Raw genomic sequence first — 15090 nt, 5'->3', positions numbered from 1 at the left:
TTGATGAGCGATATGACTCTGCGGCAAAACGCCGGCGGCAGCTCGCTGAAGGGGCTGCTGTGGCTATTATTATGCCTCGTGGCGCTGGTCAGCCTGCTGCCCAGCCTGCGCCTGCTTATCGCGGCGCTGATCGACTGGCGGCAGGGCAGCGACAGCAGCCTGTGGCGCGTGCTGAGCAATCCCGCCACCTGGACCGCGCTGTATAACAGCCTGTATACCAGCGGGCTGGGAACGCTGATCTCGCTGCTGCTTGGCAGCCTGTTCGCCTTTTGCCTGGCGTTGACCAATATCCGCTTTAAGCCGGTGTGGGTGTTCCTGTTTATGCTGCCGATGATGATCCCGCCGCAGGTCACCGCCCTGAGCTGGCTGCAGCTCTTCGGGCCGAGCAGCATTCTGCTCAACAGCATCGGCCTGGCGCCGGGATTTGGCAGCGCCAATCCGCTCTACTCCGCCGAGGGCATCGCCCTGCTGCTCGGCATTCAGCATGCGCCGCTGGTGTTTCTGGCCCTGCGCACGCAGCTGCAGTGCCTGCCGAAGGAGCATATCGAAGCGGCCAGGCTCAACGGCGCCTCGCTGTGGCGGGTCTTTTTCGATATCGTGCTGCCGCTGTGCCGCACGGCGTTATGGGGCGGGGCGGCGATTGCTTTTGTTTCCGCGCTCGGCAACTTCGGTATTCCGGCTATGCTGGGGATCCCGATCTCTTTGTTTGTGCTGCCGGTCTATATCTACCAGACGCTCTCCAGCTTCGGCCCGTCGATGCTTAATGAGGTGGCGGCGCTGTCGGTGCTGATGGGCGTGCTGGCGATCGGGATTGTTATCGTCCAGGGCCATATGCAGCGCCGCTACGCGCTGCCGCTGATTGGGATGGCGGGGCGCGCGCTGGGGTTCTCGCTGGGTAAGTGGCGGCTGGCGACGGAGGCGCTGCTGGGCGTCGTGCTGTTCGCTATTCTGGTCGCGCCGCTGCTGGCGCTGATCGCCACCTCGCTGGTGCCGACGCTCGGCGTGCCGCTCAACGGCGAGACGCTGACCTTTGCCGCCTGGCGCGGAGTCGTTGATGCGCAGAGCGCCACCTGGCGGGCGCTGAGCAATAGCATGCTGCTCTCGATTAGCGCCGCGGCGGTGCTGATGCTGCTCAGCCTGCCGCTGGCGTGGCTGCTGGTGCGCCATCCTTCCCGGCCGCTGCGCTGGCTGCACAACCTTATCGATATTCCCTACACCCTGCCCGGCGTGGTGCTGGCAATTGCCTGCATTCTGCTGTTTGCCCGCCCGCTGCCGCTGCTGAATATCAGCCTCATCGGGACGCTGACGATTATCTTTTTCGCCTATCTTGCCCGTTTTCTCACCATCTGCCTGAAGCCGGTACACAACAGCATGCTGCAGCTGGACCCGGCGATGGAGGAGGCCGCCAGCCTCGCCGGAGCGAACGTTTCGCAGCGCCTGCGCCACATCGTACTGCCGCTGATGGCGCCGGCGGCGTTTGCCGGCGCGCTGCTGGTGTTCCTCTCCGCCGTCAACGAGCTGACGGTATCGGCGCTGCTGTGGAGCGCCGGGAAAGAGACGCTGGGGGTGATGATTTTCAATCTTGATGAGAGCGGAGATAAGGTGCTGGCGTCGGCGGTTTCGGTACTGGTGGTGGCGCTGGTGGCGGTGGTGATGCTGCTGCTCAGCGCGCTCGGCAGATATTTACCCAAAGGAGTGATTCCATGGCAGAACTGAGGCTGGAGCGGCTCAGTAAAGTATTTGGCAACCAGACCGTGGTACGGGATCTCAATCTGACCATCCCGCAGGGCGCCTTCACCGCGCTGCTGGGGCCGAGCGGCTGCGGTAAAACCACCACGCTGCGCATTCTTGCCGGCCTTGAGCAGCTTAGCGATGGACGCCTGCTGCTGGGCGATCGCCTGCTGGCGGATACTGCCGTCCATTTGCCGCCGGAGCAGCGCGATATGGGGATGGTGTTTCAGTCCTACGCCCTGTGGCCGCACATGACCGTGGCGGAGAACGTCGGCTATCCGCTCAGGCTGCGTAAAGTTAACGGCGCCGCCCGGCAGAAGCGGGTGATGGAGGCGCTGGAGGTGGTCGAGCTCGGGGCCTATGCCGGGCGTTCGCCGCAGGAGCTGAGCGGCGGCCAGCGTCAGCGGGTGGCGCTGGCGCGCTGTCTGGTCTCCGAGCCGCAGGTGGTGCTGCTGGATGAACCGCTGGCGAACCTCGATCGGCACCTGCGCGCGACGATGGAGCAGACGTTCCGGGAATTTCACCGCCGTACCGGCGCCACCTTTGTCTACGTGACGCACGACCAGGCGGAAGCGATGGCGCTGGCCAGCCACATCGCGGTGATGCATCAGGGCGCGTTAATGCAGTGGGGCGCGCCGCAGGAGCTCTATCAGCAGCCGCAAAACGCCTGGGTGGCGCGCTTTATCGGTAAGGGGCAGGTGCTGTCTCTGGCGATACCCGGCCAGCAGCGCCAGCTGGACTGCGCTCTGCTGCATGAGGGATTTTCCGCGGGCCAGCATGCGGCGGCGCAGCCGGTGCTGGTGCGCCCGGAACACGTGCAGCTCGCGGAGAGCGGGCTGAGCGCGGAGGTGGAAAACTGTATCTATCAGGGAGAGCGTTATCTGGTGGATTTGCGCCTCGCTGACGGGCAGTCGCTGAGCGCCTTCCACCACTCGCCGCTGCAGGCGCAGCAGAGCGTCCGCGTACGGCTGACCCAGGGCTGGCGTCTGGAGGCGGCGTGAAGGGCGTGAAGATCGAAATCATTAGCGGCTTAAACCGCAAGGCTCCGGCGGCTATTTTGCTGAGCACGCCGCGCCAGCGCATCCTGCTGGATGCCGGCGGCGCGCTGGAGCCGGATGAGGCGCCGTGGCCGGTCCCGGCGGATATCGACGCGATTCTGCTAAGCCACGATCATGTGGATCATATTGCCGGGCTGAGCCGTCTGCCGGCGGAAATTCCTATCTACTGCAGCGCCGTCACCGGCCAGGCGCTGCCTGCGGGGCGCAACGTCCGCCCGGTAGCGGTGCGCGGTCAGTTTTCCCTCGGCGAGATAACCGTGACCACCGGCAGCTGCGGCCACGCCTGGGGCGGGATGTGGTTCCATCTGAACGTGGCGGGCGGCCTGTTTTACAGCGGTGATATCAGTATGGAATCCCTGCTGTTCCGCTTTGATGTTCCGCCTCCCGCGCGCCTGGCGCTGGTGGATGCCTCCTACGGTTTATACGATGTGCCGCAAAGCCGGCAGCGGGAAAAGCTGCGCGCGCATCTGCTGCAGCCGACCCTATGCCCGGTGCCGCCTTCCGGACGCGCCGCCGAGCTGGCGCTGTTTATGGCCCGCGAGCGGCGGCCGGACGTTGCCATGGACGCCGCCTGCCTGAGCATGCTGGCGCAGATGGCGGAGCATGACGATGGCAGCCTGCAGCATGGCGTCGCCGCAGAGCTGCGGGCGCTGGCCGCGGTGCTTCCGGTCTTTTCGCCCCACGCGCCGCTGGTATTGGCCGCCGACCCCGACGGCATGAGCGGCATGGCGGGCGCGCTGCGGGCACGGGAGGATTTTCAGCATCGAACCCTGTTTACCGGCCACCTGAATCAGCTCGCTCACCAGCAGTGGCTGGCAGGCGACGTCGATTTTTGCCGCTGGAATGTGCACCCCACCGTCAGCTGTCTGCAAACGCTGATCTCTCAGCTCTCCTGCCGCTATTTCGCGCCGCTGTTTACCGCCATTGACAACCCGCTTCTGTGGCAGCAGGCGTTGAGCTGCCAAATTATGACTCATCCGATGATCGAGATGGAACTATGCCAATAATCTGTAAGCCTTTTGTCTTCGTTCGCCACGGCGAAACGGCCCTTAACCGGGATAAATTAATCGGCGGAAGCACGGACGTACCGCTCACCGAAGAGGGCGAGCTGCAGGCGCAGGAGGTTCGTCCGCTGCTGGGGCGCTATCGCTGGAACGGCATCGCCGTCAGCCCGCTGCTGCGCGCGCGACAAACGGCCGAGCTGGCGCTCCCCGACGTGCCCTATACGGTGTTCGACGATCTGCGCGAGCGGGACTGGGGGGAGTTAGAACGGCGTCCGTGGAGCGAACAGCCGCCGTATGAAGAGACGCCGCCGGGCGGGGAAAGCTGGGAAGCGTTTTGCCACCGGGTGACCGGCGCGCTAAATACGATCCTGACGCAGTACGAGCGCCCGTTGATTATCGCCCATTCCGGCGTGTTTCGGGTGCTGCGCCGCCATGCGCTCGGTACGCCCTACGGCATCCGGCTTGGTAACGTGGTGCCGATGTGGATTTCACCCGGACAGCAGCCGAATGAGTGGCGCATCGTTCCGCTGGAGGAAGCCGACGAGCGCTAAGCTCGCGAGAGCGGGGATGATGCTGGCGGGATCGCCAATAAACTCGGTCCGGAACCGCCGCTCCCGTTAACGCCGCGCGCAGCCTCGATTCACCGCTTTACCCGCCCGCCTGACCTCGAAAATAGGCCATGATTGATAAAGCTGGCGCCGGCCGGTTGCCGGCGCCAGCTTCCCTCCGAACTCTTCCGACGCAGATGCGGCTAAAAAGCTTATTGAAAATGAGAATCATTTATGTGATTTATAGTGGCTTTGATGCAGGCTCTTCAGGGAAAAGTTAATGTCCAATATTGAGCTGCAGGTGCTGTTTGAGCGTCATGCCCAGCCGCTGTTGGCGTATCTGAAAAGCCAACTGCACGATGCGCAGCTGGCTGACGATTTGATGCAGGAGAGTTTTGCCCGCCTCTCCGAACATTATCCACAGGGAAAAATTCAGGACAGTGAATCCTATCTGTTCCGTACGGCGAGGAATCTGCTGTTCGATCATTACCGTCAGCAGCAGCGGCGGCAAACCATGGCGTTCAGCGATGATGAGATGGCCCACTTTCCCAGCGACGATCCGGGCGCTGAACAGCGCGCGATTGACCAGCAGCAGGTTGAGAGGATTATCGGCCAGCTGATGAATCTTCCGGAACGGACGCAGGCTATTTTTCGTCTTAGCCGGCTTGAGGGGCTGCCGCAGGCGGAAATTGCGACGCGGCTGGGCGTATCGCTTAGCACCGTAGAAAAACATCTGGCGCAGGCGCTGGCAACCCTGATGTGCGGAATACAGAAATAATGGCATTTTTTTTACGGGTTTTACCTGGTTCAAACGTCTTAATGATTAACCCGGATAGTCAGGAAGCAGTGAAATGAGTCAGTTGAGTGAGGCAATACGTCAGCAGGCCGCGCTATGGGCTGTGAAAATGGCCGAGCGGTCGCTGACGGATGATGAGGAGCGGGCGATGGTCGCGTGGCGGGATGCAGATCCGCAGCATGCCGACGCGCTGATTCAGGCGCAGCAGCTGTGGCTTATGCTCGGAACATTGCCGCGATCGGCCCCGGCCGCCTGCGGAGCGGATACGCTATCTCCCACGGTGGTTCCTTTGCCTTTGCCCGTTCCGCCGGCGGCGAGCGCTCGTCCCCGCTGGCGCCACTGGGCGACGGCCGCCGTCGTCGTGCTGGCGTCCCTGCCGGTACTGTTGATGCTTCCCGACGCCTGGCTGCGCTGGCAGGCCGATTATTACACCGCCGCCGGCGAAATTCGCCAGGTGACGCTGCCGGACGGCAGCCGGGTCGATCTCGATAGCCGCAGCGCCATCGAGCTGCATTTCAATGCAAAGGAGCGGCGCGTTACGCTCCTCTCCGGACACGCCTGGTTTACCGTGGCCCCGGTCGGCGCCAGCGAGATGCGCCCCTTTCGCGTAGAGGCGAACGGCGGCATTACGCAGGCATTAGGGACGCAGTTCAGCGTCGATATTGACGGCAGCGGAGCGGACGTGGCGGTGCATGAGCACAGCGTGCGGGTCAGCTATAAAGGGCAATCGCTGGTGCTGGCTGAACGGCAGGGCGCGCGCTATGCCGATAATAGCCTGACGCGGCGGCCGGTTTCGCCGGCGCAGTTCGCCTGGCGGCGCGGCTGGCTGATTATCGACAAGCAGCCGGTAAGCGAGGCGGTGGCGCAGATAAATCGCTACCAGAACCAAACGGTTATCGTCGTCAACCCGACGTTGAGAAAGCGGACCGTCAGCGGCGCTTTCGCGCTCAAGCAGCCTGAACGCGCCGTTGAAACCCTGCGCCAGACGCTGGGGGCGAAGCAGGTGACGCTGCCGGGAATGACGCTCCTGTACTAGGTCCTGCGGGCATTTTTGTGGCCCCATTTTTATATTTTTACTTTTTCTAAAAAATTTTTACGGGTTTGTGTACGTCGTTCGTCTTTATTGTTGAATGAGATTGATTACCATTATCAACGATAATCGAGTACACACATGCACCCATTACAGCCCCAATTTTGCAAAAGCCGTCGTCGCCTTGCTTTTGCCATATCGCTGACGTTAGCGCTGACCGCGCCTGCGCTAAGCCAGGCCGCGTCGGCGGCAACGGAAGCGGTAAAACAGAGCAAAACCTTCACTATTCCCCCGCAATCCCTGCAAAGCGCGCTGCTACGATTTGGCGAGCAGTCCGGCGTGCAGATCTTTTTTGAAGACCGCACGGTGCAGGGGATGAAGTCGCAGTCGCTTAACGGCACGATGCCGATCGCCGCCGCGCTACGTCAGCTGATTGGCAACAACGCCGTGGCGCCGGAATTTACCGCCGACGGGCAGATTATTCTCCGCACGAAGCGCGCCGATGAAACCCGCATCGGCGGGCCGGTGAATGACGATACCTTGACCGTTACCGCCACCTTAAATTATTCCGCGGATGACTGGGTCTACGAACAGCCTCGCTCCGTCAGCGTGATCGACCGCAAGAAGATGGACGACCGGCCGGCTCGGCACGCGGCGGATATCCTCGAACAGACCGCCGGCGTTTACTCCAGCGTGAGCCAGCAGGATCCGGCCCTGTCGGTGAATATTCGCGGGATGCAGGACTATGGCCGGGTCAACATGAACATCGACGGGATGCGGCAGAATTTCCAGAAAAGCGGCCACGGTCAGCGTAATGGCACCATGTATATCGATCCGGAGCTGCTGAGCGGGGTCACCGTCGAAAAAGGCACCACCGGCGGCATGGGCAGCGCCGGCACGCTGGGCGGCATCGCCACCTTTAACACCCTGAATGCCAGCGATTTTATCTATGACGGCAAAGAGCTGGGCGGCAAGCTGCACGCCAGCACCGGCGATAACGGCACCCGCTTTATCGGCAGCGGCGCGCTGGCGTGGGGCAATGAGACGGGGGATATTCTGCTGGCCGCCAGCGAGCGCCACCTGAGCGATTACTGGCCGGGTAATAAAGGCGATATCGGCGACATTCGCGTCAACAACGACACCGGCAACTACGATCGCTATGCCAGCGCCTTAAAAAACAATCAGATTACCGATAGCCGCTACAAGATGCTGTCGCGTATGGCGAAGGTGGGCTGGAATCTGCCCGCTAACCAGCGTCTGCAGCTGAGCTATCTGCAAACCCAGGTGAGCTCGCCGACGGCCAGCACCCTGACCGCCGTCGGCGAAGGCGATGACCGGACGCTGGGCTGGAAGCAGAGCGGCTACGACGTGGTGATGGCGCGCAACGTCGCCCTCGACTACAGCCTCGCGCCCTACGATCGCGACTGGCTCGATCTGCACGCCAAGCTCTACTACGTCGATACCGACTCGAACAGCGATACTTACGGCAGCGGGACGACGGACGATTACTGGACGCAAACCCGCCTGCGCACCTACGGCGCCCAGCTGCAAAACACCTCGCACTTCTCGCTGGCCGCGGAGCATACGCTGAAGGCTAACTACGGCGCCGAGTTTTACTATGACAAAGCCACCAGCCGCTCAACGTCTGAGGATATGGAGGGCGTGACGCCCGGCGGAAATCGGTCGATATTCAGCCTGTTCTCCACGCTGACCTACGAGTACGACGACTGGCTCACCGTCGAAGGCGGGCTGCGCTATGACCGCTATCGTCTGCGCGGCACCACCGGCATGAACTACCCCGAAGCGACTTACACCATTGATAACCCCTGCACCTCGCGTCGTCTGAGCGGCTGCCTCATTTCCAGCTCTTACCATGAATGGCTGGTGGATCGCGAAGAGTCCCGCGTCTCGCCGACGCTGGCGCTGGCGGTGAAGCCGGGCGTCGACTGGCTGGAGCTGTATACCACCTACGGCCGCTCCTGGCGTCCGCCGGCCATCACTGAAACCCTGACCAGCGGCAGCGCCCACGGCGACTCCACGCAGTACCCCAACCCGTTCCTGCAGGCGGAACGCTCCCGCGCCTGGGAAGTGGGGGTGAACCTGCTGAAAGGCGGTCTGCTGCAGGAGGAGGATCGCCTGGCGGTCAAAGTGGCCTACTTCGATACCAAGGTGTCGAACTATATCAGCATGGCGATTAACCGCGAAAAGCCGGGCATCACGCAGCCGGGGCTGGGCAACACCGCGTACGTCAATAACCTCAACAGCACCCGTTTCCGTGGGATCGAGTATCAGCTGAATTACGATGCGGGCTTTGTTTATACCGATTTCACCTACACGCACATGATCGGTAAAAACGAGTTTTGCTCGCGGAAAGCGTGGCTGGGCGGGAAGCAGCAGGGCGCCGGCAGCGCCAATAACTGGTACTGGGAAGATAATGATGAGGCGAACAACTTCGTGACCTGCGACGGCGGCAGCCAGTTCAGCTCCGCCGCGTTCCTCCCCGGCGATCGCGGCTCGTTTACCCTCGGCGGACGCGCCTTTGACCGCAAGCTCGACGCCGGCGTCACGGTGCGTTTTGCGCCGGGCTATCAGGATCACAGCGTGCCGACCAACTATCCCTATCTGGCCGACTGGCCGCGCTACACCCTGTTTGACCTTTACGCCAGCTACCGCGTGACTGACAACCTGACGCTGCGCGGCTCCGTGGAGAACGTCTCCAACCGCGCCTACGTGGTCAGCTACGGCGAAACCCTGGGCAATACCTTAGGCCGCGGCCGCACCGTGCAGGGTGGCATCGAATACCGCTTTTAACCCCCGTATGACGCGGCGCAGTTCGGGCGTGCTCTGCACGTAAAAAGGCCGCGATATCTGTAATATCAGGAGACCAATATGGCATTTTCAGTGGATTACGACAGCTCTGTAGGCAGCTATAGCATTCATGATTATCTGGCTGAATGGTCAGCCACATTTGGTGACGTTAACCATACCAACGGTAACGTGGACGATAGCAACTCCGGCGGCTTCTACGGCGGTTCGCTGTCCGGAAGCCAGTACGCTATCACCAGTACCGCGAATAACATCACCTCATTCGTGGCGGAAGGAAACTTAACCTATACCCTGTTTGCCGACCCGGCGCACACGCTGTACGGCTCCCTTGACGGCCTGTCGTTCGGCGACGGCCTGCAGGGCGGCAGCTCTTCGCCGTACAACATCCAGGCGCTGGACGTTAGCTTCAGCGGACTGGGCCTGAGCAGCGCGCAGTCCGAAGGTCATGACGGCATCGTGCATGAGGTGGTTTATGGCCTGATGTCCGGCGATACCAGCGCGCTGGAAACCGCGCTGAACGGCATCCTCGACCAGTACAACCTGAGCATCGATTCGACCTTCGATCAGATCGCGGCGGTCGTGGGCTCATCGGCAACCGCAGACCATACGGACCTGCTGGCGGCATAACCCTACCGTTTCCCCGCTGCGGCGGGGAAACGGTTCAGGCAGGAGAAAGAATGAGCGAAACTCAGGTGCCTCAGGCGGGACGGCAGGAGATCCTGGCGGCGTTAGCGACCTGCCGGCGCGGCTTCTGGTGCGTGGCGCTGTTCACCGCGGCGATCAATATTCTGATGCTTTCCCCGGCGCTGTATATGCTGCAGGTCTACGATCGCGTTCTGCCGTCCGGCAACCTTATGACGCTGACGATGCTGACCTTGATGATCGTCGGGCTGCTGCTGTTTCTTGGCCTGATGGAATGGGTGCGCAGCGGGCTGGTCATCCGCCTCGGCGCGCAGCTGGATATGCGTCTCAACGCGCGGGTTTTTGACGCCGCGTTCGGCACCAACCTGAAAACGGGTAATGTTCTGGCAGGCCAGGCGTTAAACGATCTCACCAGTTTACGGCAGTTCGCGACCGGCAGCGCGCTGTTCGCCTTTTTTGACGCCCCCTGGTTTCCCCTCTATCTGCTGGTGGTTTATCTGCTGCATCCGTGGCTTGGCGTTCTGGCGACCCTCGGCGCGGCGCTGCTGTTGGCGCTGGCCTGGCTCAATCTGCGCTTAAGCCAGCCGCTGCTGGAGCGGGCGGGAAAGGTAGCGCTCCATGCCAGCCAGCGGGCCAACGGCCAGCTGCGGCAGGCCGAAGCGATAGAAGCGATGGGGATGCTGCAAACCCTGCGTCAGCGCTGGCGCTGCCAGCACGCAGAGTTTTTACATTTGCAAAGCCGCGGTAGCGAGAGAATGGCGCTGATCACCTCCCTGACGCGTACGCTGCGGCTGGCTCTGCAGTCGCTGATGCTCGGCTGCGGCGCGCTGCTGGCGGTCAACGGCGATATTACCTCCGGCATGATGATCGCCGGCTCGATCCTGATTGGCCGCGTGCTGGGGCCTATCGATCAGCTGATCGGCAGCTGGAAGCAGTGGCTGGCGGCCCGCGAAGCCTGGCAGCGGCTGCAGGTGCTGCTGGCCGCGAATCCGCCGCAGCCCGAGCGTTTACCGCTGCCCGCGCCGCAGGGACATTTACGCGTTGAGCAGCTGACGATTACGGCGCCGGGAGGCCGTCAGCCGATATTGATGCAGCTGCAGTTTTCGCTGGCTGCCGGCACCGTTCTGGGGGTGATTGGCGCATCCGGTTCGGGTAAAACGCAGCTGATGAAGCAGCTGGTCGGCGTGCAGAAACCGCTATCCGGCAGCGTGCGGTTGGACGATGCTGAAATCCATCAGTGGGATAAAACGGCGCTGGGTCCGCATATCGGCTATCTGCCGCAGGATATCCAGCTGTTTGCCGGAACGCTGGCGGAAAACATCGCCCGTTTTGGCGAGGTGGATGCCGATAGCGTGGTGCTGGCCGCGCAGATGGCCGGTATCCACGCGCTGATTTTACGCCTGCCGCAGGGCTATGACACGGTGCTGGGCGAAGGCGGCAGCGGTCTGTCGGGCGGTCAGCGTCAGCGGGTGGCGCTCGCCCGCGCGCTCTATGGTTTACCGGCCCTGGTGGTGCTGGACGAGCCGAACGCCAACCTTGATAAAGAGGGCGAAGCGGCGCTGCAGCAGGCGATTCTGACCCTGAAAGAGAAAGGGAAAAGCGTGGTTCTGGTGACGCACAAACCGGCTATTCTGGCGATTACCGATCGTCTGCTGGTGCTGGCCGCCGGCAGAATGCAGCACGAAGGCCCGAGCGCCGAGGTGTTGAAAAAGCTGCCGGGCATGGCCGGCGCGCCGACCTCCGGCGCGGTGACGCCGATCGGCGCGGGCCGGCACGGCGGTTTTAACGTGGGCTATACCGCGGTGCAGCCGCGGGTACGCGCTGAGGGTAAATTATGAGAGCGCTGACGCAGCCCGAACAGCTGGCCTGGTATGAAGGGTCGTTCAGCGAACGCGCCTATTTACGCTGGGGATTATGGCTGGTCATCGTCGGATTCGGCGGGTTTCTCTGCTGGGCCAGCTTCGCGCCGCTCGACCGCGGCGTGCCGGTTTCCGGCAGCGTGGTGGTGACGGGAAACCGTAAAGCGGTACAGCATCCCGGCGGCGGGGTGATTGCGCAGCTGCGCGTCCACGATGGCGAGAAGGTGCAGGCAGGCCAGGTGCTGGTGGTGATGAATACCGTGACTACGCAAACCCGACGCGACGCGCTGCAAAGCCAGCTGCGCAGCCTGCAGCTGCAAATGGCGCGCTGGGCGGCGGAACGAACGGGTGAGAGCGAAATCGTGATGCTGCCCGAGCTGGCGGCGGTCAGGGATGAACCGGAGGTGGTGGAGCAGCTGGCGCTGCAGCGTCAGCTGTTAATCAACCGTCGCGCCGCCCTGCGCAGCGAGCTGGCGGCCATTGATGAAGGCGTGGCCGGTACCCAGGCGCTGCTCAGCGGCATGCAGTCTTTACTGAGCAGCAAGCAGCAGCAAAAGCGTCTGCTCAACGAGCAGCTATCCGGCATCCGGGGGCTGGCCGCGAAGGGCTACGTGGCGCGTAATCAGCTGCTGTCGATGGAGGGGGAGCTTGCCAGCGTGGAGGGGGAGATTTCACAAACCCACGGCAGCATCGGGCGGCTGCAGCGGCAGGCGATCGAGCTGCGGCTGCAGGCGCAGCAGCGTCGGGATGAGTACAGTAAAGAGGTGAATACCCAGCTGGCGGACGGCCAGGTGCAGATCGCCGCTCTGAAAAACCAGCTGGAGAAAGCGCAGGCCGATCTGCAGGATACGCAGATTAAGGCACCGGTGGCGGGAACGGTGGTCGGCATGGCGGTATTTACCGAGGGCGGCGTTATTCAGGCCGGGCAGCAGCTGATGGAGATCGTGCCGGAGGATTCGCCGATGGAGGTCGAAGCCCGCGTGCCGGTCGAGCTGATCGATAAGGTGCATCAGGCCCTGCCGGTGGAGCTGCTATTTTCAGCCTTCGATCAAAGCACCACGCCGCGCGTGGCGGGGGAGGTCACGATGGTCGGCGCGGACCGCCTGGTCGATGAACAAACCGGGAAGCCCTATTACGCGCTCCGTGTTAAGGTCACGCAGGAGGGGATGGACAAGCTGCAGGGATTAACGATTCGACCCGGCATGCCGGTTGAAGGGTTTATCCGCACCGGCGAGCGTTCGCTGATGAACTATCTGCTGAAGCCGCTGACCGACCGCCTGCATCTGGCGCTGACCGAATCCTGACGGGCGCCCGTCGGCGTAAACGGCCCGACGTTGGGAAAGCGGAAGAGGGGACTTGCGATGCACAAGTGGACTGCATCGTCGGCTCTAGCTGAAGCTTTACGCATCCCCCTGCCCGGCAGGGGGCTACAGGCGAAAGGGCTTAGCCAACTAGTTGAATACGCGCCATGATATCGGGAGTGTCGGTAACCTCGGCAAATTCATAGGCCATAGCGCTCAGGGAGATACGCTGAACCTCTGCTGCGCTCACTTCACCAAACCCCATATCAGGATAGGGCATTGCAGCATTTGCATCGCTCAGGGCTATCATTTTGTATTCCCGATGCACGCCATCGCGAATGGTGGTTTCACAGCAGACGTTGGTCACCGTGCCGCAGACAATCAGGGTGTCGATATCCTTCATTCGTAAAATCGCATCCAGGTCAGTGTTGTGAAAACCGCTGTAAAAAAGCTTATCAACCACAATGTCGCCTGGCCTGGGGGCGAGCGCATCAATGATTTCAACCGCCGGATTACCGCGTCCCAATAGTTCATTAACGTTAGGGTAGAAATCAAGCATCCGCCCGGTGTCTTCGCCGTCTCCCCGTACCACATGGCGCAGATAGATCACCGGCATTTTGCGCTGCCGCATCAGGCTGCTGAGGGCCTGAATGTTTTCGATAATATTCGCGGTCTCAGGAACATATAGCCCTTCGCCTTCGACGCAAAACACCTTTTGCATATCCACCACAATCAGCGCGGTACGAGCAGGATCAATAGCCCACGTCACTTTTCCCATCATTAAAGCGTCTCCTCTTCAAGCGCGGGCTTGCGTAAGCCGCGCACAAATACATTGATAATGAGGTTGAGGAAAATCAGCAGGATGATGCCAACAATCATCGGCTGCGCCACAATGCCCTTTAGGGCGTCGGGAAGCAGATTCAGCACCTCTGGCGGTAGATACATACTCCCCATGGAGAGAATGAAGGCTGGTGCTGCCACTGCGAGGTTCAGTTCATCCCAGTGAATTCGCGCCATTATCTGGATCCCGCTCAGGGTTATGATGCCAAACAGAATGGAGGAGGCGGCAGAAAGTACGGGTTGAGGAAGCGACGCCAGCAATAAGCCAACCGGCGGCAGTAACCCGATAAGCAGCGAGAGAACCCCGGCAGCCAATGTGACAAAACGGCTGGCAACGCCCGAGACGCGGATAATGCCAACATTTTCCGGGTACGACGTCGTGCCCAAACCGCCTGCCGCCGCGCCAATGGCGCAGCCGATAAACTCGGTAAACAGCCCGCGATTAATTCGCTGGGTCGTCAGCGTTTGACCGCCCCAGTCGGCCAGCAGTGAATACATGCCCATCGCTTCCGCTGAGGCCTGCAGAAAAGCCAGCATCATTAGCAAAACCACCGGCAGCGATACGCCGAATCCGAAAGCGAAGAAGTGCGGTAACGCGACAAGCGGCGCGTTGGCGAGATCGGGTAGATGCCACGTCGTCAGCAGCTTAAACACCACCACGCCAACGACGATCCCCCACAGCAGCGCACCGCGTTTTATCAGATCATGGCGGCCAAACACCATGCAGCCAATAATCGCGAGAACCGTCGCCAGAGCGGCGATAACGCTGGTGCCCAGAGTTCCGCCGCTGGCGGTGCTGAACCAGCCAGCAGGACCGATGCTGGCGAGCTGCGCGCCAATAATCACCAGAAGGGAGCCAAAAACGATAGGAGGAGATATATAGCGAATCAGCAGGCCGGTGATCCCTAGCCGCTTCAGCGGCATGGAGAGTACTGCGAAGATTAAAGCCGCCACAAACATCGATCCAAAAGCGGTGCCCAGCCCAACGCTATGCGCCGATCCCAACACGGCGATCATAAAGGCGGCCGTCGGGCCCTGCACGACCGGAAGGCGCAGAAAACGGCCCGATTGCAAAATGGTGACGATACCGGTCGTAAAAAAGCAGGCCTGTACGATGGTGCCGGTCTGCTGGTTGCTGAGATTCAGCGAGGCGCCAATGATGACCGGGAAGACCCATATCCCGGTCAACGCCAGCAGGTGCTGTAGAGCAAACATCAACGTGCGGGTGGGCGACACCTTGTCTTCGATTCCTACCGACAGTACTACCGATGTGTTGAGCATGCTGATACCTGTAAAAGAATGCGATGTTTATTGGCCCATGGCTTAATCAGGCAATAACCGTGCCTCTTGCGAATAAGCTTCCGTCAAGATAATGATATGCAATGGATTATTTTAAAGTCAGCCTGCCAGGACGCTCGGGAATGGCGTCGCTTCGCACCGCCATCGTGCCAAAAA

The 15090-nt window shown here is 61.4% G+C and carries 12 protein-coding genes; 10 read left to right on the top strand and 2 right to left on the bottom strand.

Annotation, left to right across the window (positions count from 1 at the left end):
- Positions 1 to 3: 3 nt before the first annotated feature.
- The 10 genes from GO007_RS11135 (at position 4) to GO007_RS11090 (ending at position 12798) form a co-directional block, all read left to right on the top strand.
- A complete protein-coding gene (locus tag GO007_RS11135; RefSeq protein WP_223261778.1) occupies positions 4 to 1716 on the top strand; it encodes an ABC transporter permease in 1713 nt (570 codons plus the stop codon).
- Positions 1704 to 2732: an ABC transporter ATP-binding protein gene (locus GO007_RS11130; protein WP_095099663.1), complete on the top strand. Its 1029-nt coding sequence runs from the start codon at positions 1704 to 1706 to the stop codon at positions 2730 to 2732. The genes GO007_RS11135 and GO007_RS11130 overlap by 13 nt, the downstream gene beginning before the upstream one ends.
- Positions 2729 to 3796: an MBL fold metallo-hydrolase gene (locus tag GO007_RS28930; protein ID WP_143350161.1), complete on the top strand. Its 1068-nt coding sequence runs from the start codon at positions 2729 to 2731 to the stop codon at positions 3794 to 3796. Before GO007_RS11130 ends, GO007_RS28930 begins: the two co-directional genes overlap by 4 nt.
- The gene (locus GO007_RS11120; RefSeq protein WP_095099658.1) at positions 3787 to 4344 is read left to right on the top strand and encodes a histidine phosphatase family protein; all 558 of its coding nucleotides are present in this window, start codon (positions 3787 to 3789) and stop codon (positions 4342 to 4344) included. The genes GO007_RS28930 and GO007_RS11120 overlap by 10 nt, the downstream gene beginning before the upstream one ends.
- 277 nt (positions 4345 to 4621) lie before the next feature.
- Positions 4622 to 5119, top strand: a complete 498-nt coding sequence (locus GO007_RS11115; RefSeq protein ID WP_095099656.1) for an RNA polymerase sigma factor — start codon at positions 4622 to 4624, stop codon at positions 5117 to 5119.
- 73 nt (positions 5120 to 5192) lie between these two features.
- Complete coding sequence (locus GO007_RS11110; RefSeq protein ID WP_095099653.1) at positions 5193 to 6173, top strand: FecR family protein; 981 nt, start codon at positions 5193 to 5195, stop codon at positions 6171 to 6173.
- 135 nt (positions 6174 to 6308) lie between these two features.
- Complete coding sequence (locus GO007_RS11105; protein ID WP_095099650.1) at positions 6309 to 8978, top strand: TonB-dependent receptor; 2670 nt, start codon at positions 6309 to 6311, stop codon at positions 8976 to 8978.
- A 78-nt stretch (positions 8979 to 9056) separates the two neighbouring features.
- Positions 9057 to 9620: a heme acquisition protein HasA gene (locus GO007_RS11100; protein ID WP_095099649.1), complete on the top strand. Its 564-nt coding sequence runs from the start codon at positions 9057 to 9059 to the stop codon at positions 9618 to 9620.
- 50 nt (positions 9621 to 9670) lie between these two features.
- Entirely contained in the window at positions 9671 to 11473 is a 1803-nt protein-coding gene (locus tag GO007_RS11095; RefSeq protein ID WP_095099648.1) for a type I secretion system permease/ATPase, read from the top strand.
- Positions 11470 to 12798 (top strand): HlyD family type I secretion periplasmic adaptor subunit, encoded by a 1329-nt coding sequence (locus tag GO007_RS11090; RefSeq protein ID WP_095099645.1) that lies wholly within the window; start codon positions 11470 to 11472, stop codon positions 12796 to 12798. The genes GO007_RS11095 and GO007_RS11090 overlap by 4 nt, the downstream gene beginning before the upstream one ends.
- A gap of 139 nt (positions 12799 to 12937) precedes the next feature.
- Here GO007_RS11090 and GO007_RS11085 read toward each other — a convergent pair whose 3' ends face one another.
- Positions 12938 to 13576 carry a cysteine hydrolase family protein gene (locus tag GO007_RS11085; protein WP_198389043.1) on the bottom strand — a complete coding sequence of 213 codons (639 nt, stop codon included), beginning with the start codon at positions 13574 to 13576 and terminating at the stop codon, positions 12938 to 12940.
- On the bottom strand, positions 13576 to 14916 hold the full coding sequence (locus GO007_RS11080; protein WP_157349166.1) for a uracil-xanthine permease family protein: 1341 nt from the start codon (positions 14914 to 14916) through the stop codon (positions 13576 to 13578). Before GO007_RS11080 ends, GO007_RS11085 begins: the two co-directional genes overlap by 1 nt.
- Positions 14917 to 15090: the final 174 nt, after the last annotated feature.

The sequence above is a fragment of the Klebsiella sp. 10-1 genome, from assembly GCF_009758445.1.
Taxonomy (GTDB): Bacteria; Pseudomonadota; Gammaproteobacteria; order Enterobacterales; family Enterobacteriaceae; genus Klebsiella; species Klebsiella scottii.
Note: the sequence above shows the minus strand (reverse complement) of the source record. Positions and strands in the feature narration are given on the sequence as shown.